Source organism: Paenibacillus sp. S-38 (assembly GCF_049942825.1).
GTDB lineage: Bacteria > Bacillota > Bacilli > Paenibacillales > NBRC-103111 > Paenibacillus_G.
This window is the reverse complement of sequence record NZ_CP187970.1, coordinates 7688719-7709276: the sequence shown is the minus strand read 5'-3', so window position 1 is coordinate 7709276 and position 20558 is coordinate 7688719. Positions and strand designations below refer to the sequence as shown.

Genomic DNA, 20558 nt, shown 5'->3' with positions numbered 1-20558 from the left:
TGTTACAATGTATGCTCGTACCGATTATTTATGCCCTTATAGGAGGACTGACTGTGAACTGGAGTCTAGCTTGGCAGCAGGCGAAACAAATGAAGCATTATTTTATAGCTTCCGCATTAGTAATGATCGTTGGAATCTACATGGGAGCGGCATCATCAGAGCGGTTCGACAACATGATTTTGGGACAATTGGAGGCATTGAAAAGTATTACGGACTCCATCAAAGATGAGCCAAACCAGCAGTGGTCCATCTTCTGGCTGATTTTTTGGAACAATGCTTCCAAATCATTAATTATCATTGCACTAGGGGCTTTCCTGGGGCTTCCGCCTCTATTCTTCCTTGTCGTAAATGGACTTCTGATTGGTTATATGAGTGTACTCGTAGTGGAAAAGGCTTCTTGGGCTGCTCTCATCAAAACGATTGTGCCCCATGGCATTCTGGAGCTGCCGGCAGTAATCATTGCCTGTGCTTATGGTCTTCGCCTAGGGATCCTGGTACTCAAGTGGATGGTTTCTCTTCCAAGCCCTTCTCGTAAAGGAGTTGTTTATCAGCAGTTTGCTCGTTATTTCCGGACACTTCCGGCCGTTAGTGTTGCATTGGTAATTGTATTGTTCGTTGCAGCGGTAATCGAGAGCACGTTGACGTTCTGGTTGGCGTCAGGATTAAAAATATAATAAAGCCACTCATAAAAATGCCAAAAACTGTGCATAACAGTAAAGCGATGGAAGAGATATTGCTTGTTGGCGTGAAGAGGGGATGCACTGGCCCGGGCCAAAGAAATCTTATAGCGGGTCAGAAAAGCATTCTCTCTTTTTTTTTTTTTCTGGACCTAGCTTATCGAAAGGGGCAGTTCAGTGAGCATGTTGGGCTTCTTGTTTAATGAACGCGAATGCAGAGAATTGGATTATGTACTGCGAAAAGAACTGGATGAAATGCTCTTCGATTTGAATGACAAAAGAATTGATGCGGATATTAAAGCAGCCATTGAATCCCGGTACAAAGTAATTTTTCGCATGTATGCACGTCTCGCATCTCCTCGAGAAATATCGAAATATGCAAGAAACCGGATGTATCACTAAAAAATAATTCTTGTGGCTTGACTATTCAAAATCCCTGTGGTATCTTATATCTCGTTCTCATTTAACGGACAAACTGTTGCAAGGATAATGCTTCAAGAAATTTTCAAAAAGTGCTTGCAAAGAACCGGGCGAATGTGATATATTTAAAAAGTCGCCGATAAACAAGGTGACAATAAATGACAGATTTGTATATCGGAAATCTGCATAGAAATTGCCCTTTGAAAACTGAACAACGAGTGAGTGTTAAATATAGAGACTCAGCGATGAGTTTCTGCCAAGCTTCAAAATGAGTCATCAGCTTTTCTTTAATGGAGAGTTTGATCCTGGCTCAGGACGAACGCTGGCGGCGTGCCTAATACATGCAAGTCGAGCGGAGCACTTCGGTGCTTAGCGGCGGACGGGTGAGTAACACGTAGGCAACCTGCCTGTAAGATCGGGATAACTACCGGAAACGGTAGCTAAGACCGGATAGCTGGTTTCGGTGCATGCCGGAATCATGAAACACGGGGCAACCTGTGGCTTACAGATGGGCCTGCGGCGCATTAGCTAGTTGGGGGGGTAATGGCCCACCAAGGCGACGATGCGTAGCCGACCTGAGAGGGTGATCGGCCACACTGGGACTGAGACACGGCCCAGACTCCTACGGGAGGCAGCAGTAGGGAATCTTCCGCAATGGGCGCAAGCCTGACGGAGCAACGCCGCGTGAGTGATGAAGGTTTTCGGATCGTAAAGCTCTGTTGCCAGGGAAGAATGTCGTGGAGAGTAACTGCTCTGCGAATGACGGTACCTGAGAAGAAAGCCCCGGCTAACTACGTGCCAGCAGCCGCGGTAATACGTAGGGGGCAAGCGTTGTCCGGAATTATTGGGCGTAAAGCGCGCGCAGGCGGTTTTTTAAGTCTGGTGTTTAAGCCCGGGGCTCAACCCCGGTTCGCACCGGAAACTGGAAGACTTGAGTGCAGGAGAGGAAAGCGGAATTCCACGTGTAGCGGTGAAATGCGTAGAGATGTGGAGGAACACCAGTGGCGAAGGCGGCTTTCTGGACTGTAACTGACGCTGAGGCGCGAAAGCGTGGGGAGCAAACAGGATTAGATACCCTGGTAGTCCACGCCGTAAACGATGAGTGCTAGGTGTTAGGGGTTTCGATACCCTTGGTGCCGAAGTAAACACAATAAGCACTCCGCCTGGGGAGTACGCTCGCAAGAGTGAAACTCAAAGGAATTGACGGGGACCCGCACAAGCAGTGGAGTATGTGGTTTAATTCGAAGCAACGCGAAGAACCTTACCAGGTCTTGACATCCCTCTGAAAGCCCTAGAGATAGGGTCCTCCTTCGGGACAGAGGTGACAGGTGGTGCATGGTTGTCGTCAGCTCGTGTCGTGAGATGTTGGGTTAAGTCCCGCAACGAGCGCAACCCTTGACTTTAGTTGCCAGCATTAAGTTGGGCACTCTAGAGTGACTGCCGGTGACAAACCGGAGGAAGGTGGGGATGACGTCAAATCATCATGCCCCTTATGACCTGGGCTACACACGTACTACAATGGCCGGTACAACGGGAAGCGAAGTCGCGAGATGGAGCGAATCCTTAGAAGCCGGTCTCAGTTCGGATTGCAGGCTGCAACTCGCCTGCATGAAGTCGGAATTGCTAGTAATCGCGGATCAGCATGCCGCGGTGAATACGTTCCCGGGTCTTGTACACACCGCCCGTCACACCACGAGAGTTTACAACACCCGAAGCCGGTGGGGTAACCCGCAAGGGGGCCAGCCGTCGAAGGTGGGGTAGATGATTGGGGTGAAGTCGTAACAAGGTAGCCGTATCGGAAGGTGCGGCTGGATCACCTCCTTTCTATGGAGATCATGGCCATGAAGATGGCCGGATCAAATCGGCAGCGCAAGCTGCAAAAGCCGCGTAAGCGGGACACTCACTCGTGTTCAGTTTTGAAAGGTGCAATGCCTTTCAAACTCAATGTTTGTTCCTTGAAAACTGGATATACGAAACAAACTAGCTGAAGTAATCTAATGTTTATCTTTGTAGCTGCTAGCGATGTATTTCGTTTTTGACAGCGACCTTTATGCGAAGCATAACGGAGCGCAAAAACGAAACTACGAGCATCGCATTTGGTTAAGCTATTAAGAGCACACGGAGGATGCCTAGGCACCAGGAGCCGAAGAAGGACGTGGCGAACAACGATAACGCCTCGGGGAGCCGTAAGCAGGCTTTGATCCGGGGATGTCCGAATGGGGAAACCCACATGTGGTAATTCGCATGTACCATGCAGTGAATACATAGCTGCATCGGAGGCAGACGAGGGGAACTGAAACATCTAAGTACCCTCAGGAAAAGAAAACAATAGTGATTCCGTCAGTAGCGGCGAGCGAAAGCGGAGAAGCCCAAACCAAGGAGCTTGCTCCTTGGGGTTGTAGGACGTCAATGTGGGTAGAGCAGAGTAGGCGAACAGGTCTGGAAAGGCCGGCCAGAGTGGGTAAAAGCCCCGTAACCGAAATTCTGCGAACACCCTAGACGGATCCTGAGTACCGCGAGACACGTGAAACCTCGTGGGAAACCGGCAGGACCATCTGCCAAGGCTAAATACTCCCTGGTGACCGATAGTGAAGCAGTACCGTGAGGGAAAGGTGAAAAGAACCGCGGGAGCGGAGTGAAAAAGAACCTGAAACCGTGTGCTTACAAGAAGTCAGAGCTCGTTAATGAGTGATGGCGTGCCTTTTGTAGAATGAACCGGCGAGTTACGTTCCCGTGCGAGGTTAAGGTGAGAAGCCGCAGCCGCAGCGAAAGCGAGTCTGAATAGGGCGAATGAGTACGTGGACGTAGACCCGAAACCGTGTGATCTACCCCTGTCCAGGGTGAAGGTGCGGTAACACGCACTGGAGGCCCGAACCCACGAATGTTGAAAAATTCGGGGATGAGGTGGGGGTAGCGGAGAAATTCCAATCGAACTCGGAGATAGCTGGTTCTCCCCGAAATAGCTTTAGGGCTAGCCTCGGGTTAGCGTTGCGGAGGTAAAGCACTGATTGGGTGCGGGGCCCGCCAAGGGTTACCAAGTCCAGTCAAACTCTGAATGCCGCAAACGTGATGCCCGGGAGTCAGACAGTGAGTGCTAAGATCCATTGTCAAGAGGGAAACAGCCCAGATCATCAGCTAAGGTCCCCAAGTGTGTGTTAAGTGGGAAAGGATGTGGAGTTGCACAGACAACCAGGATGTTGGCTTAGAAGCAGCCACCATTGAAAGAGTGCGTAATAGCTCACTGGTCGAGTGACTCTGCGCCGAAAATGTAACGGGGCTAAACACACCACCGAAGCTATGACTAGATATCTATGATATCCTGGGGTAGGGGAGCGTTGTATGCGGGTTGAAGGTTGATCGTGAGGACAGCTGGACTGCATACAAGTGAGAATGCCGGTATGAGTAACGAAAAGATCAGTGAGAATCTGATCCGCCGAAAGCCTAAGGGTTCCTGAGGAAGGCTCGTCCGCTCAGGGTAAGTCGGGACCTAAGGCGAGGCCGAAAGGCGTAGTCGAAGGACAACAGGTTGAAATTCCTGTACCACCGTGAACCGTTATGAGCGATGGGGTGACGCAGAAGGATAGTGACGCGAGCTGATGGATGCTCGTCCAAGCAGTGAGGCTGATGTGTAGGCAAATCCGCACATCGATAAGGCTGAGCTGTGATGGGGAGGGAAACTTAAGTACCGAAGGTCATGAGTTCAGGCTGCCAAGAAAAGCCTCTAGCCAGGGAGAAGGTGCCCGTACCGCAAACCGACACAGGTAGGCGAGCAGAGCATGCTAAGGCGCGCGGAAGAACTCTCGTTAAGGAACTCGGCAAAATGACCCCGTAACTTCGGGAGAAGGGGTGCCTCGGTAGGGTGAATAGCCCGAGGGGGCCGCAGTGAAAAGGCCCAAGCGACTGTTTAGCAAAAACACAGGTCTGTGCGAAGCCGCAAGGCGAAGTATACGGGCTGACGCCTGCCCGGTGCTGGAAGGTTAAGGGGAGCGGTTAGGGGTAACCCGAAGCTGTGAACCGAAGCCCCAGTAAACGGCGGCCGTAACTATAACGGTCCTAAGGTAGCGAAATTCCTTGTCAGGTAAATTCTGACCCGCACGAATGGCGTAACGACTTGGGCGCTGTCTCGACGAGAGATCCGGTGAAATTTTAATACCTGTGAAGATGCAGGTTACCCGCGACAAGACGGAAAGACCCCATGGAGCTTTACTGCAGCTTGATATTGGACTTTGGTACGATCTGTACAGGATAGGTGGGAGCCTGAGAAGCCTGAGCGCCAGCTTGGGTGGAGGCGCCGTTGGGATACCACCCTGATCGTATCGGAGTTCTAACCTGGTACCGTGATCCGGTGCGGGGACAGTGTCAGGTGGGCAGTTTGACTGGGGCGGTCGCCTCCTAAAGCGTAACGGAGGCGCCCCAAGGTTCCCTCAGAATGGTTGGAAATCATTCGAAGAGTGCAAAGGCATAAGGGAGCTTGACTGCGAGACAAACAGGTCGAGCAGGGACGAAAGTCGGGCTTAGTGATCCGGTGGTACCGAATGGAAGGGCCATCGCTCAACGGATAAAAGCTACCCTGGGGATAACAGGCTTATCTCCCCCAAGAGTCCACATCGACGGGGAGGTTTGGCACCTCGATGTCGGCTCATCGCATCCTGGGGCTGAAGTAGGTCCCAAGGGTTGGGCTGTTCGCCCATTAAAGCGGTACGCGAGCTGGGTTCAGAACGTCGTGAGACAGTTCGGTCCCTATCTGTCGCGGGCGCAGGAAATTTGAGAGGAGCTGTCCTTAGTACGAGAGGACCGGGATGGACGTACCGCTGGTGTACCAGTTGTTCCGCCAGGAGCACGGCTGGATAGCCAAGTACGGAAGGGATAAGCGCTGAAAGCATCTAAGCGTGAAGCCCCCCTCAAGATGAGATTTCCCAAGTCAGTAAGACCCCTTGTAGACGACGAGGTTGATAGGTTCGGGGTGGAAGCGCGGCAACGTGTGGAGCTGACGAATACTAATCGGTCGAGGGCTTATCCAAACAGCTTCCGCAAGGAAGCGGCAGCAATACTAAGGTTTAGATCTTTAGCTAGCGAGTGAGGATATATCATTTTGGTAGTGACCTTTGTGCGAAGCACAAAGGAACGCAAAATGATATACCCGAATGTATATCCAGTTTTCAAGGTACAAGCTGCCTTGAATATGTATTACCGTGTATCCTGGCCGATACACAAACCGTTTGGTGATGATGGCGGAAGGGAACCACGCGTACCCATCCCGAACACGAACGTTAAGCCTTCCAGCGTCGATGGTACTTGGACCGCAGGGTCCTGGGAGAGTAGAACGTCGCCAAGCGGATCTTAAGATCCATGATTCAAATCATTATTCCCTGATAGCTCAGTTGGTAGAGCACTCGACTGTTAATCGAGTTGTCACAGGTTCGAGTCCTGTTCGGGGAGCCATTCGCTTCCATAGCTCAGTAGGTAGAGTGCATCCATGGTAAGGATGAGGTCACCGGTTCGATCCCGGTTGGAAGCTCCAGTATGGCCCGTTGGTCAAGGGGTTAAGACACCTCCCTTTCACGGAGGTAACAGGGGTTCGAATCCCCTACGGGTCATTGTTACTTTAAGAGTAACCTTTAGCGTGGAGGCTTAGCTCAGCTGGGAGAGCATCTGCCTTACAAGCAGAGGGTCGGCGGTTCGATCCCGTCAGCCTCCACCACGCCGCTGTAGCTCAATTGGTAGAGCAACTGACTTGTAATCAGTAGGTTGGGGGTTCAAGTCCTCTCGGCGGCACCATGTTTTATTGGGGATTAGCCAAGCGGTAAGGCAACGGACTTTGACTCCGTCATGCCTAGGTTCGAATCCTAGATCCCCAGCCATTATGAGCCATTAGCTCAGTCGGTAGAGCACCTGACTTTTAATCAGGGTGTCGTAGGTTCGAGTCCTACATGGCTCACCATCAACACTCTAAAGTCGGATTATGTTCTATTTTAGAGGTTACGCGCGTATGGCGGAATTGGCAGACGCACCAGACTTAGGATCTGGCGGGCGACCGTGGGGGTTCAAGTCCCTCTACGCGCACCATAATTTTGCGGAAGTGGCTCAGCGGTAGAGCATCGCCTTGCCAAGGCGAGGGTCGCGGGTTCGATTCCCGTCTTCCGCTCCATATGTTCCCTTAGCTCAGCTGGATAGAGCGTTTGACTACGAATCAAAAGGTCGGGAGTTCGAATCTCTCAGGGAACGCCATTATTTCATGATTCATCGGGACGTAGCTCAGCTTGGTAGAGCACCTGGTTTGGGACCAGGGGGTCGCATGTTCAAATCGTGTCGTCCCGACCATCTTTGCGGGTGTAGTTCAATGGTAGAACTCCAGCCTTCCAAGCTGGTAGCGTGGGTTCGATTCCCATCACCCGCTTCATTGCAAACAAAGAACCCTTGTAAGCTATAAGCTTACAAGGGTTCTTTGTTGTATCAATGCTTGGCGGAAAGGGGGGTCAGGTCGACTCCCTTATCCGTGCAGCAAGGACTCCGCCCCATCGATATAAATCTCTGTTCCGGTGATATGGGAAGACTCATTTGAAGCGAGGAACAATACGAGATCGGCCACTTGTTCGGAGGAGCCCGAGGCTTGTTTTAACGGCTGGTCACCTTCAGGGAATTCGATAGGAATTCGAATTTCCTCTACTTCCGGTTTGCGTTTGGTGTTCTCGTCGATATTGGTAGAGATTGCACCGGGGCAGATGGCATTCACACGGATTTTGAATTTAGCCAGTTCCAAAGCGGCCATTTTCATGAAAGCGACCTGACCCGCCTTGGTGGTACTGTAGGCACTGAAACCAAAGTTAGAGAATACCCGGTTTCCATTGATAGAGCTTGTAATGATAATACTGCCGCCCTGTTCCTTAAGGTAAGGAATGGCGTATTTGACAGTAAGGAAGGTGCCTCTCAGGTTAATATCCACCACCTGCTGCCATTCCTTGACTTCCATAGCTTCGATGGAAGTAAGAACTCCGTTGATCCCCGCATTGGCAAAAACGATATCAAGACGTCCCCACTTCTCAGCAGCCTCTTGCAGGCTTTTCTCCATTTGTTCGGGGATGGAAATATCCGCCTTGAGGCTGCACACTTGTCCGCCTTGATCCTTGATGAGTTTCTCGACTTCTTGGAGCTCTTCTTGATCTCGGCCGAGGATTACTACCTTGGCGCCCTGCTCAGCCATTCGAATCGCCGCGGCCCGGCCGATCCCAGAGCCTCCCCCCGTTACCAGCGCTACCTTGTCCTTAAGTCGTTGATTAGCCTGCAAGGGCTGTTTGTTCATCAATGTCATGTGAGTCTCCTCCTATCGAATCAATGGATTTATACGTTCAGATCAGGCTTACAACGAAGCCAGATTATCTTTAGCACCATATATGTCGGAATGGACAGCAGCATTCCGAGAATGCCGGCGGTCTCAGCGGACACCAGCAATAATATGACGACCGTGAGAGGGTGAAGATCCATCCGCTTGCCGAACACTTGGGGAGAGACCAGGCTGTTATCCGCCATTTTGGCGATGATAAAGATCAGCAGCACCCATAACGCCATACCTGATGACTCCGTAAAGGCGATCATGAGACAGGGAACAAGGCCAATCAGCGGCCCGATGAATGGAATGAAGTTCATAATCATCGCAAAAGTAGCGAGAAGCAAAGGATAAGGCAGAGAGATCATCAAAAAGCCGATATAGAGCATCGCTCCAACTACAATGCAGACGAGGATCCGGCCGATCATGAACTCACTAAGTACCTTATCCATGTCATCCAGCATATCGCGGATGGGAGGCTGGTACCTCTCAGGGAATAATTCGAGAAAGGCTTCCATCGCCTTAGGGCCGTCAGAGAGCAGATAATACAGAATAATGGGAATAGCAGTCATGATCAGCAGGGCACTGGTCGTGACACCGAGCGCATTCGTGAGATAGTCCGCTGCCACATTCATGGTCGTACTGATCCACTCCGACAGCTTGGCGGATAGATTGAGCGAATCATTATGGAAGTAACCTGACAGCCATCTCGTTCGCTCCATCTTTTCGACTTGTGACGTCAGTCCTTCTAGCATCTCTGGGATGTTCTTGACGAAAAGACTTGTTTGACTTTGGAGCATGGGCCCCAGGCCCACGACAACCAGTGCTGCTACCGCCGCCAAAAATATGTATAACACCAGGGTGGCTGACGGTCTTCGAATACCGCGGGACTCCAAGAGGTTGACCAGCGGACGCAGAAGATAGTAGCAGAAACCGGATATGACGAAGGGAATCAGGATCGTTCGGGCGATGGCATACAGAGGAGAGAAGAGAAAGCTGACCCGGATGAACAAATTGAGAATGATCAGCACGAGGATCACCCCGAGACAGATCCGAAAAAAACGGCTTTGCGGCAAGCGGACCACTCCACTCTTCCCCTTACTGGCATAGAAGCATTGATGCGGCATCGCTGACAGAAAGAGATTTGCCCATCGGCGGCAAACCTCTTAGCCTGGCTGCACGTATCCGAAGCGCAAGCTATCGGCTCCCGATGGCAAGAAGAACGATCTTGCCGTCGTCCAGCTCCTGTTCGAGCCGCTCGGCTTCGGCTTCCGGGACATGCAGCGCTTTTAGCTTCGCACGCAGCTCATCCCCCTGGGAACGGAACATATTGGCGATGCTGTTCCACAGCCCTTCCTCCGACATGCCGATCTTCTCGGCATTGGAATAATCGGCGACAATATCCGTCCTCGCCTCATCGTGAGCCAGCACATAGATCTCTTCTTTGTTGTGTCCCTGAAGCACCCAGAGGCGGACCTGATCGCGGGCTTCGTTGGCATCATGGACAACACTGACACGCGGTCTTTTTTCCATCGCATCCACCTTCCCTCATCGGTATATCTTACTTCCTGCAATGTCATTACCTGTCCGAATTCGCTTTGAAACACTAGAGCCAACGGTACAAAATCCGGTAGCCGAGCGGGTCCAGCTTGATATTCATCATACCGTTCACGGGAACCACTTCTTCCTGCGAGAGGGCGTCTTTCCAGTCCTCGGTTTCCATCGGGTGGGAGAGCACTGTCTCTTCTTCCGTATTGTTCATCCAGACCGTAAAGTGCATTTTGTCATCAATGCGCTCGTAGATAATCCGGGAATCCCCTGCGTCAGCCTTCAAGAAACGGAATCCGCCTTGCCGCAGAACATCGTAATCTTTGCGGAGTGCAATCAGCAGCTTATAAAAGTCATAGAGCTCATTGTCCTGGTGTTCCTGCTCCCAGACCATACATTTGCGGCAGTCCGGATCTCCGCCTCCGGTAAGGCCTATCTCGTCCCCGTAGAAAATACATGGGGTTCCGATGTAGGTCAGCAGAAACACAACACAGAGCTTGAGCCGGCGCTTGTCCTCTCCCACACACGTCAGCACCCGGGGCGTATCATGGCTGCAGAGTAGATTGAAGACGACCTCATTGGTCTGCTGCGGATAACGCATAAGCAGAAAACCCATGCTGTTGGCGAACGTATAGCCATCCATATAGGAGCTTGAGAAGAACTCCAGCACCTTGTTGGAGAACGGATAGTTCATGACCGAGTCGAATTGGTCGCCAAGCAGCCATTTGAGCGAGTCGTTCCATACCTCGCCGACGATATAAGCTTCGGGATTCGCTGATTTGACTATTTTGCGGAAATCGCGCCAGAAATGGTGATCAATCTCGTTGGCTACATCAAGACGCCAGCCGTCGATCTTGATCTCCTTGATCCAATATTCGGCTACATCGAGTAGATATTCTTTAACCTCCGGATTGGAAGTATTAAACTTTGGCATGTGTTGAAAAAAGCCGAAGGTGTCGTAAGACGGGATCCCGTCTTTGACCTCGATCGGAAATTCGCGGACATGGAACCAGTCGGCGTACTTGGACTTCTCCCCGTTCTTAACGACATCCTGGAACAAGGTGAAATGCTCGCTGCAGTGATTGAATACGGCGTCCAGCATGACGCGGATCCCACGGTCGTGACAAGCCTCGACAAGCTCTTTCAGTTTGGCATTGTCACCGAACTGCGGATCGACTTTTTTGTAATCGAGGGTGTCGTACTTGTGGTTGGAGGGGGACTGGAACACGGGAGTCAGGTAGATTGCATTGACGCCCAGATTAACAATGTAGTCCAGCTTGTCGATTATACCCTGCAGGTCTCCGCCGAAGGAGTTGTCCGTGGTAGGCGTGCCGCCCCAGTGTTCGGTGCCCTCCGGATCGTTCTCAGGGTCCCCATTGGCGAAGCGGTCCGGGAAGATCTGATAGAAGATGGCGGACTTGGCCCATTCGGGCGCCGCGAAGAGGTCAATCTCATGGATATAGGGGAAATCGTAATATCCGCCCGGAGGATGCGGCTGCTCATCGTACACGCCGGTCTCCACCATCCATACCGTTTCGGTCCCCGCCGTGATTCGGAATCCGTAGGTGAGCCGCTTGTATTTGGGCTTCACCGTAGCCTCCCAATAGTCAAAGTAAGCGTCCGAAGCAATGCGGAGCATGGGGTATTCTTTGTATGTACGGTCCCAGTCGTATTTGTCCCCGGTCACGGCCGTAATCTCGTTCACGTCGTCACGTTTGGTCCGGAAGCGGAGGTGAATCTTTTCTTTGGTGTAGGCGTAAGCCCAGTTACTGTTGGAAACATGATAAAAGCACTCCCGAAGCATAACGTCAGCCCCTTCATCGAACAGAATATCAGACTTATCCTCCTATTAACCTTGCCCTAAGTCTACTAAACAAAAGGAAGGCGGTTACATGAAAAGAGGAAGGAGGGAAAGACGAGAGGGAGTCTGCAGGACGTGGCGAAGGCGAGGGTAAGGGAACCTGAATGGGGAAACCCAAAAAGCTCTGATCTTGGGGGAGCAGGGCATACGGTGCTGAGAGGGCGAAAGAGCCCTGGTTCGGGATGTGAATCAGAGTGTACGTTGCTGAGTGGGCGCAGGAAGTGCAAAAAGGGCGGCATGAGTCTGTAGGACGAGGCGAGGAGATGTGAGCGAACCTTAGTGGGTAAAACCAAAGAGCCCTGGTTCGGGATGTGAACCAGAGTGTACGTTGCTGAGTGGAAGCGGGAAGTGCAAAAAGGGCGGCATGAGTCTGTAGGACGAGGCGAGGAGATGTGAGGGAACCTTAGTGGGTAAAACCAAAGAACCTTGGTTCGGGATGTGAATCAGAGCGTACGATGCTGAGAGGGCGCAGGAAGTGTGAAAAAGAACAGCATGGGTCTGCAAGGTGAGGTGAGGGCGAGAGAACCTTAGGGGTAAAACCAAAGCCTTGGTTCGGGATGTGAACCAGAGTGTACGTTGCTGAGTGGAAGCGAGAAGTATAAAAAAGAACGGCATGGGTCTGCAAAAGTGAGGCGAGGGCGAGAGAACCTTATGAGGAAAACCAAAGAGCCCTGGTTCGGGGGGGAACCAGGGCGTACGATGCCTTGAAGCGGGAAGTGTAAAAGGACCGCACAATGCTCTCAAGCCCGGGGTCTCAGCCAAGTCTGGAGCAGTGTGGCAAGCTTCAGCACATCGACGGGCTTGCTGAGATAGTCGGACGCTCCGGCATCCAGGCAGCGCTGCCTGTCTTCTTTCATCGCTTTGGCTGAGAGGGCGATGATCGGGAGTTTGCGGTACCTGGGGAGCGCGCGGATGCTCCGGATGGCTTGGTAGCCGTCCATCTCAGGCATCATGATGTCCATGAGAATCAGGTCAATGCGCGGATTGCCTTCCAGCAAATCCAGAGCTTCCTTGCCGTTATCAGCGAACAGGACACGGATCCCGTATTTCTCGAGGATGTTCGAGAGCGCGAAGACATTACGAATATCGTCTTCTACAAGCAGCACCTGCTTTCCTGTAAAGGACAGATTAGGCAGCTCGGGTACCGCCGGTGGATCTGAAGAGGCTCCGGTTGGCGGAGCCTCCTTGGGCTGGCTTAGAAGCAGCCTCGTCTCGGCCAGCAGACGCTCCCCGAAGTCCCCCTCGGTCTGCAGCAAGCGGGCGGCATACGGCTTCAGCTTGGCTTCATCCTGCGCGGATAAGGGCTGGTCAGTGTAGAGCAAGTATGGAGGCGTAAGGGAACGGTTCACACCTTCAAGCCGTTCAAGGAGCTCCGGCAATTGAGGGTCAGCCGGGTTCAGGTGCACAAGGATTCCATCCCATGGGGACAGCTCCATCACATCCAAGGCCTCCTGGGTGCTCCCGGCCGCCCGCACATGAACATCGCTTCGTCCGATCAGCTGCATAAGGTGGGCGCGACAATCGGGGTCCGGCTCAACAAGCAGCAGCTGCTTGTGTGTTGTCCTGCGGGAATCCTGCGGCCCTGCCTCGAGCGTGGCTGCCGCCTCCTCCACCGGTACAGCGGCCGTGGTATCGGGCTGCAGACTCTCCAGCCGTTCAGGGAGATAGAGGGTGAAGCGGCTTCCGGCACCTTCCGAGCTCTCTACCCGGATACTGCCGCCGAGCAGCCTGGCCAATTCGCGGGAGATCGTTAGTCCCAGCCCTGTACCGCCATAGCGGCGGCTGGTCGTCCCGTCGACCTGCTGGAATGCCTCGAAGATGAGATCGAGTTTATTCTTCGGAATGCCAATCCCCGTGTCAATGACCGAGAAGGCAACGGCAGGGATGGAGGTGCCGTCCGCCTGGCGCAGGACCGATCCATTCCGGTCGATCCGAAGGGCGACGCTGCCCTTGGACGTGAACTTAAAGGCATTGGACAAAAAGTTCCGAAGGATCTGCTGAAGACGGTGGCTGTCCGTATAGATTTCTTCGGGCACATCCGGATGAACGGCGATATGGAAAAAGAGTCCTTTCTTATCGGCCAGAGGTAAGAAGCTTCGCTCTACCCACTGAATCCAAGGACGCAGGGAGACTGTCTCGGGTTCGATCTTCATGCGCCCGGCCTCGACCTTCGACAGGTCCAGAATCTCGTCGATGAGACGCAGCAGGTCGCTGCCGGAAGCGTGGATCGTCTGCGCGAACTCCGTCTGCTTGTCCGTCAGATTGCCTTCCTTATTCTCCGCCAGAAGCTGGGAGAGAATCAGCATGGAATTCAGCGGCGTCCGCAGCTCGTGGGACATGTTCGCGAGAAATTCCGATTTGTACTTGGAGATGGCGGCAAGCTCTTCAGCCTGCTTCTCCAAGGTGAGCTTCTGCCACTGCAAACGCTCCTCGGACTGCCGAAGGGCATCGTTCGAATAGATCAGTTCCTCATGCTGGGAATGCAGCTCTTCCGATTGCGCTTGAAGCTCCTCCGTCTGTGTCTGGAGCTCCTCGGTGAGCACCTGACTCTCCTGATAGAGCCGGTCCACTTCCATCCGCCCCTGAATGCTGTGAATCGCAATGCCGAGTGTCTCACACCCCCTCCGCAGCAGCTCTTTGTGCCGCTCCTGGAAGGGCGCGAAGGAGGCAAGCTCCATGACGGCGATGGTGTCCCCTTCAAAAGAGACCGGAAAGAGGATCAGCGAGCGAGGCTGGGCTTCGCCGAGTCCTGAGCCGGCGCGCACGTACCCGTCCGGGAGCTGATCGAATACCATCATGCGCTGCTCCGCCGCAGCTTGGCCGGCAAGGCCCTCACCGAGACGGAACGAGGATTGCACCCGTACTTCTCCAAGCTCGGCGTAAGCGGCGGAGCGGGCGAATCTCAGCGACCTGCCCTCCTCCTCCCGGATATAAAGGGCCCCGTAAGCGGCATCCAGGTGTCGGCCCAGCCAGTTCAGAATCGACTGAGCAAATTCCCGGATGTCCGTATTCCCCTGATACAGGGTCGCGACATCGACTAAGCACGTCTTCAGCCAGTTCTCTTCCTCTACCCGCGCGAGCAGGGCATTCGTGGCATCAGCCAGATCGTGAATCTCATCATGGCTCCGGACATCGATTCGGGTGGCCAGGTTCTCATCACCGGCTGCAATGCTTCGAATGGTGCCGGTAACCAGCTCAAGCGTATGAACAATCGAGCGGGACAGCAGCAGAATGACGAGCAGCGCGATGAGGATCGCCGCAAAGAGAAGAAGATACAGCTCCGCCTTCAGGGTATTGTTGCTCTTCTCCAAGGCGGAGGAACGTTCTTCCGTCTCCTTTTTGCCGATCTCGCGGTATTCGGCCAGCCGGCTTCGCAGCTGGTCGATGTCCCTTTTGCCGGGACCCTCCCCGTAGAAGCGTTCCAAGTCGCCGGTACGGCCTGCTTCCTTCAGTGCGATAGCCGGTTCTAAGGCGGTTTGGATCCAGCGCTCGACGGAAGAACGGATCTCCTCGAGCCTCTGCAGCTGCGCCGGAGAGTCCGCCGACAGGCGGCTCAGCTCCAGATATTCGTTCTTCCAGCGGGCTTTGCCGCTGTAGTAAGGCTCAAGATAAGCCGGGTTTCCCGTAATGATGTATCCACGCTGGCCGGTCTCCATATCAAGGATGTTTTTCTCCATTCCATTGGCCCTGTCGTGCAGTGTCATATCGTGCGAGATCATATATTCCATGGTCTGTTGCTGTGAATAGATGCGCTGGATGAGCAGAAAGGTCGACAGACCCAGACAGACCAGAATGGCGATAAAACCGGCGGCAAGCTTGACACGTATGTTGGAACGGAAGAAAGTCGGCAATGGGATCTCTCTCCTTTGGCGTGGTGGGCTTTTGTCTTCCATTATTTTACCCCGCTGCCACTTAGCCTTCAATGTTTATATGGATAGGGGAATTTTTCGGCTTTAGTGCACAAAAGGATTACATGACAAGGAACGTTGTGATAAAATAGGTGGTATGACTTTGCTTTGTCAGGATGGAGGAGAACCATGTCGGATTCAGTCAGTTTAATTCACAAGAACACGTCCAATAATCTGCTTCGCCGGGATGTCCGGTTTCTGGGGCACATTTTGGGTGAGGTGCTGGTTCACCAGGGCGGCAATGCGCTGTTTACCGTCGTAGAGAATATCAGAGAGATGAGTAAAACGCTGCGCGCCGATTACACGCCGGAGATGTACGCAGAGCTGAAAGAAACCGTGACGGGCCTGGCGCCGGAAATCCGCCACCAAGTGATCCGTGCGTTTGCGGTATATTTCCAGCTTATCAATATCGCCGAGCAGAATCACCGGATCCGCCGCAAGCGGGACTACGAACGGACGGCTGGGGAGAACGTGCAGCCCGGTTCGATCGAGGATTCGGTCCGTGAGCTGAAGTCGCTGGGCATCTCGCCCGGTGAAGTGCACGAGATGATTCAAGGCATCTCCCTTGAGCTTGTCATGACCGCACACCCGACGGAAGCTACCCGCCGCGCCGTGCTGGATATCCACCAGCGTATTGCAGGCGACGTCATGGAGCTCGATAACCCGAACCTTACGTTCCGGGAGCGGGAGCAGCTGCGTGAGAAGCTTCTGGGTGAAGTCATCACCCTGTGGCAGACCGATGAGCTGAGAGACCGCAAGCCGACCGTCATCGACGAGGTCCGCAACGGTCTGTACTATTTTGACGAAACTCTGTTCGACGTGCTCCCTGAGGTCTATCAGGAGCTTGAGCGCTGTCTGGACAAGTATTACCCGGAAGAGGACTGGCATGTGCCGACTTATCTCAAGTTCGGCTCCTGGATCGGCGGCGACCGGGACGGCAACCCTTCCGTTAAAGCTTCGGTTACGTGGGAGACCCTGACCATGCACCGCAAGCTGGCCCTCGCCAAATACGAGGAGGAGCTGACGGAGCTGCTGGAGCACATGAGCTTCAGCCGGAGTATCGTCGAGGTCACCGAGGAGCTTCTCGAATCGATCGAGAAGGACCGCCGCGAGATTGAGCTTTCGTCGGATAACGAGTGGCGGAACCTCAAAGAGCCTTACCGCATCAAAGTGAAATTCATGACCGAGCGGATCCGCAATACGGGCAATCCGAATGCATCCGAGAAGCGCAAATACAACAACCCGGATGAATTCCGCGCGGACCTGCAGGTGATCGAACGCAGCCTTCGCAACCACTATGCGGACTTCATTGCCGATACCTATGTGCAGAAGCTCGTTCGCCAAGTCGAACTGTTCGGGTTCCATCTGGCGTCTCTTGATGTGCGCCAGCACAGCAAGGAGCACGAATCGGCGATGACTGAGATCCTGGCGAAGATGAGCATCTGTGAAGACTACTCGAAGCTTCCAGAGGCTCAGAAGATCGAGCTGCTCACCGGGATTCTGAACGATCCGCGTCCGATTACTTCACCGTACCTGCGGTACAGTGAATCGACCCAGGAGTGCCTGGATGTGTACCGTGTCGTCCAGAAAGCACAGCAGGAGTTCGGCCGCAGCTGTATTTCGAGCTACCTTATTTCGATGACCCAAGGCGCGAGCGACCTGCTCGAAGTGCTTGTCTTCGGTAAGGAAGCGGGGCTGTATATCCATGAGAATGACGGCTCCATCACATGTACGCTGCAGTCCGTACCGTTGTTCGAGACGATCGACGACCTGCACGCGGCTCCCGACATCATGACGACCCTGTTCCAGATTCCGGCTTACCGGAATTCGCTCGTATCGACGAACCACCTGCAGGAGATCATGCTCGGGTACTCCGATAGCAACAAGGACGGCGGCGTTATCACAGCCAACTGGGAGCTGCGGGTAGCCCTGCGCAGCATTACGGCAGCGGCTAAGCGGTTCGACGTAAAGCTGAAGTTCTTCCACGGCCGCGGCGGGGCGCTGGGCCGCGGTGGCATGCCGCTCAACCGGAGTATCTTGGCTCAGCCCGCCGATACGGTCGGCGGCGGTATCAAGATCACGGAGCAGGGCGAGGTGCTCTCCTCCCGCTATTCGATGAAGGGCATCGCCTACCGCTCTCTGGAGCAGGCGACATCCGCTCTCATTACGAGCGCGCTGCAGGCAAGAAATCCGCAGACGAATGCCTCTGAAGAGGAATGGGAGCATATCATGCGCGGCATCTCCGAGCAGGCGCAGACGAAGTACCAGGACCTGATCTTCCGGGACGAGGACTTCCTGACGTTCTTCAAGGAGTCTACACCGCTGCCGGAGATCGGCGAACTCAACATCGGTTCCCGTCCTTCCAAACGGAAGAACAGCGACCGGTTTGAGGATCTGCGTGCGATTCCTTGGGTATTCGCCTGGACGCAGAGCCGTTACCTGCTGCCGGCCTGGTATGCTGCCGGTTACGGGCTGAACAGCTTCTACGCAGGCAAGAAAGAGAACCTGGAGAAAATGCAGGAGATGTACCAGAACTGGTCGTTCTTCCGTTCGCTGATCGACAATCTGCAGATGGCTCTGGCCAAAGCGGATCTGCTCATCGCGAAGGAATACGGAAGCATGATTCAGGATCAGGGCATCGCCGAGCGTATCTTCGGATTGATCCAGGAAGAGTATACGCGTGCCTCGGAACTCATCCTGAACATCACCGGACAGCAGGAGATCCTGGATAACGTTCCGGTCATCCAGGAATCGATCCGCCTGCGCAATCCGTATGTCGATCCGCTGAGCTACATGCAGGTAGGGCTGCTCTCCGAGCTTCGCGCCCTGCGTGATCAGGGGGATGACGATGCGCTGCTGCTCCGCGAAGTGCTGCTGACCATCAACGGCATTGCTGCGGGGCTGCGGAACACGGGCTGATGCCTTGGATCGATTGAACAAAGCAGTAGGGTATCCTTTTAGAACTCTGGCGGTCACCGCCAGGGTTCTTTTTATATAGGGGGGACTACAAACCGGAGGTTCTTCATTCGAATTGAAAGTGACTAAGATGAAACCGCAAGGGGCGAGGCCGATGCAGTGGGCTGTGGGTTAGGGATTGAATGAATTTGAACGTGGATCCGAATCCGCCGGACCAGGGCGAAACCACAGGGGAGAATCGGACGTAAGAAAGATGAAGGAGCGGAGCTCTTCTTTAGTTACCATTAGGGGAAGGTACATAGACGACCAGAATGGTACTGCAGCGGCTGCTTTGTCTGTGGAGGAGGCCATGAAGGGAAGAAATACCCTCCGGACATCGCGCTAATATGCATCGCTGCCGATCGGCTGCCCGGTACTTTCTTGGGGGGAGACTGTACATGAAGTGTTATGATTTGGTATGCTTTGCATAATAGCAGGGAGGGTCTTCCGTAGGGAAGACATGATCCTGTAGAATCCGGACCGGTTGTTCTGCGTCAAGAGACGCGTGGGCGGCTCCGGAGGTTGGAGGTAGGCTGGTGGATCAAATGGACACCCGGCTCGCCAAGCTGGCCCGCGGCGGTGACCGTGCGGCGTTTGCCGAGCTTGTGGAACTGTATAAGGATAAAATATATCATCTCGCATACCGGATGCTGAGGAGCCGGCATGAAGCCGAAGAGATCGTGCAGGAGACATTCCTGCGGGTCTACATGAACCTCGACCGGTATGACGAGAACCAGAAATTCTCGACATGGATCTACCGGATCGCTACGAACCTGTGCATCGACCGTCTGCGCAAGCGCAAGGTCAACTATTCGCTGGATGCGGAGATGGGGGATGGAGAGGGCAGCGACTGGTATTCCACACTTGCGAGTCAAGATCCGTCACCGGATAACCAGGTGCTTCTGTCCGAGACACAGATGCAGATCCGGGAGTCGATCGAGACACTGCCGGAGAAGTATAAGGCGGTCGTTATTCTCCGGTATTTGCAGGATTTGTCCCTGCAGGAGATCAGTGACGTGCTGTCTATGCCGGTGACGACGATCAAGACCCGGCTCCACCGCGGCAGGGAATTTCTACGTAAGAAGCTGGAAAAAATTTTATAAAAAATGTTCTGCACTTTTTGAAACATGTCGGAAGACGGCACGTAGTGTATAACAAATTCAGATTATGGACAGAAGAAAGGAGCGGCTCATAATGGATTGCAAGGAAGCCCTCCCACTGCTGCATGAATATATGGACGGGGGACTCGAGGGAAAGGAATCGGTACAGCTTAAGGAGCATCTGCTGGCCTGTCCGGACTGCCGCAGACGCCTGCAGGAGTTCGAGAAGGTGGAAGCTCTTGTGGCGGCCTGGCCCCATCCCCCCGTGCCGGACGGTCTCACCCAGCGAATCATGGATGCCCTGCCTCCGGCCAAACGCCAGAACCGAGGATACCGCTGGATTCGCAAACATCCGGCAGCTTCCGTAGCTGCGGTGTTTTTTGCTGTGATGCTGTCTTCCTTCATGACTGCATGGGACAATGACCGGGATCTAATCGTCAAGGGAACGGACCTGGAGTCCGTAGTTATTCAAGGACATACCGTGGTCGTGCCGGCCGGCAAAAAGGTCAGCGGCAATCTCACCGTAGAAGGAGGCACCGTTCAGGTGGACGGCGACGTCGAAGGCAATGTGGTGGTCATCGACGGCTCTGTGGTCCAGGCCTCTACCGCGCACATCTCCGGACAGGTGAAGCAGATCGACGAGGCCTTCAGCTGGATGTGGTACAAGATGAATCAATGGGTCAGCCAGGTATCGGACACCCCTTAAAGAGCCAAGCTTTGGAATTTCTAAAAATCCTCCCCAAACCATCTTGGAAGGGGAGGGTT

10 protein-coding genes, 12 tRNA genes and 3 rRNA genes are annotated in these 20558 nt (G+C 53.7%); 20 read left to right on the top strand and 5 right to left on the bottom strand.

The genetic code is table 11. From position 1 onward, the window contains the following. Positions 1-53 precede the first annotated feature (53 nt). From ACP26L_RS33600 to ACP26L_RS33520, 17 genes are all read left to right on the top strand, one after another. On the top strand, positions 54-674 hold the full coding sequence (locus ACP26L_RS33600) for a stage II sporulation protein M (RefSeq protein ID WP_426449920.1): 621 nt from the start codon (positions 54-56) through the stop codon (positions 672-674). Between the two features lie 186 nt (positions 675-860). Further along, complete coding sequence (locus ACP26L_RS33595; protein ID WP_426455200.1) at positions 861-1079, top strand: hypothetical protein; 219 nt, start codon at positions 861-863, stop codon at positions 1077-1079. 305 nt (positions 1080-1384) lie between these two features. Further along, positions 1385-2921: ribosomal RNA gene (locus tag ACP26L_RS33590) — 16S ribosomal RNA — on the top strand. A gap of 274 nt (positions 2922-3195) precedes the next feature. Beyond that, a 23S ribosomal RNA gene (locus ACP26L_RS33585) occupies positions 3196-6118 on the top strand. A 197-nt stretch (positions 6119-6315) separates the two neighbouring features. Beyond that, positions 6316-6432 (top strand): 5S ribosomal RNA (gene rrf, locus ACP26L_RS33580). Together the 16S, 23S and 5S rRNA genes with 12 tRNA genes alongside form the textbook arrangement of a ribosomal RNA operon. Positions 6433-6463: 31 nt before the next feature. Beyond that, positions 6464-6539: transfer RNA gene (locus ACP26L_RS33575), tRNA-Asn, on the top strand. A 3-nt stretch (positions 6540-6542) separates the two neighbouring features. Next, a tRNA-Thr gene (locus ACP26L_RS33570) sits at positions 6543-6618 on the top strand. Positions 6619-6622: 4 nt separating this feature from the next. Next, positions 6623-6694, top strand: a tRNA-Glu gene (locus ACP26L_RS33565). 28 nt (positions 6695-6722) lie between these two features. Continuing rightward, a tRNA-Val gene (locus ACP26L_RS33560) sits at positions 6723-6798 on the top strand. A 1-nt stretch (position 6799) separates the two neighbouring features. Beyond that, positions 6800-6875: transfer RNA gene (locus ACP26L_RS33555), tRNA-Thr, on the top strand. 8 nt (positions 6876-6883) lie between these two features. Further along, positions 6884-6958, top strand: a tRNA-Gln gene (locus ACP26L_RS33550). A 4-nt stretch (positions 6959-6962) separates the two neighbouring features. Continuing rightward, positions 6963-7038: transfer RNA gene (locus ACP26L_RS33545), tRNA-Lys, on the top strand. A 42-nt stretch (positions 7039-7080) separates the two neighbouring features. Further along, positions 7081-7163 (top strand) — tRNA-Leu (locus tag ACP26L_RS33540). A gap of 7 nt (positions 7164-7170) precedes the next feature. Further along, positions 7171-7245: transfer RNA gene (locus ACP26L_RS33535), tRNA-Gly, on the top strand. Between the two features lie 3 nt (positions 7246-7248). Then, positions 7249-7325, top strand: a tRNA-Arg gene (locus tag ACP26L_RS33530). Positions 7326-7341: 16 nt separating this feature from the next. Further along, positions 7342-7418, top strand: a tRNA-Pro gene (locus ACP26L_RS33525). 5 nt (positions 7419-7423) lie between these two features. Next, a tRNA-Gly gene (locus ACP26L_RS33520) sits at positions 7424-7494 on the top strand. 93 nt (positions 7495-7587) lie between these two features. On the opposite strand, the gene ACP26L_RS33515 is transcribed toward ACP26L_RS33520, so the two are convergent. The 5 genes from ACP26L_RS33515 to ACP26L_RS33495 all read right to left on the bottom strand — a co-directional run bounded on the left by ACP26L_RS33515 (position 7588) and on the right by ACP26L_RS33495 (position 15681). Further along, entirely contained in the window at positions 7588-8406 is an 819-nt protein-coding gene (locus ACP26L_RS33515) for an SDR family oxidoreductase (protein WP_426449919.1), read from the bottom strand. Positions 8407-8435: 29 nt separating this feature from the next. Continuing rightward, complete coding sequence (locus ACP26L_RS33510) at positions 8436-9461, bottom strand: AI-2E family transporter (protein WP_426449918.1); 1026 nt, start codon at positions 9459-9461, stop codon at positions 8436-8438. A gap of 157 nt (positions 9462-9618) precedes the next feature. Next, positions 9619-9954, bottom strand: coding sequence for a general stress protein (locus tag ACP26L_RS33505; protein ID WP_426449917.1), 336 nt, complete (start codon positions 9952-9954; stop codon positions 9619-9621). 73 nt (positions 9955-10027) lie between these two features. Further along, positions 10028-11773 (bottom strand): alpha-glycosidase, encoded by a 1746-nt coding sequence (locus ACP26L_RS33500; protein WP_426449916.1) that lies wholly within the window; start codon positions 11771-11773, stop codon positions 10028-10030. 797 nt (positions 11774-12570) lie between these two features. After that, complete coding sequence (locus ACP26L_RS33495; protein ID WP_426449915.1) at positions 12571-15681, bottom strand: response regulator; 3111 nt, start codon at positions 15679-15681, stop codon at positions 12571-12573. A 186-nt stretch (positions 15682-15867) separates the two neighbouring features. On the opposite strand from ACP26L_RS33495, the gene ppc reads away from it, so the two are divergent. The 3 genes from ppc to ACP26L_RS33480 all read left to right on the top strand — a co-directional run bounded on the left by ppc (position 15868) and on the right by ACP26L_RS33480 (position 20499). Continuing rightward, complete coding sequence (ppc, locus tag ACP26L_RS33490) at positions 15868-18657, top strand: phosphoenolpyruvate carboxylase (protein ID WP_426449914.1); 2790 nt, start codon at positions 15868-15870, stop codon at positions 18655-18657. Between the two features lie 581 nt (positions 18658-19238). Further along, the gene (sigW, locus tag ACP26L_RS33485) at positions 19239-19796 is read left to right on the top strand and encodes an RNA polymerase sigma factor SigW (protein ID WP_426455198.1); all 558 of its coding nucleotides are present in this window, start codon (positions 19239-19241) and stop codon (positions 19794-19796) included. A 91-nt stretch (positions 19797-19887) separates the two neighbouring features. Beyond that, positions 19888-20499, top strand: a complete 612-nt coding sequence (locus ACP26L_RS33480) for a zf-HC2 domain-containing protein (protein ID WP_426449913.1) — start codon at positions 19888-19890, stop codon at positions 20497-20499. The last annotated feature ends 59 nt before the right edge of the window (positions 20500-20558 follow it).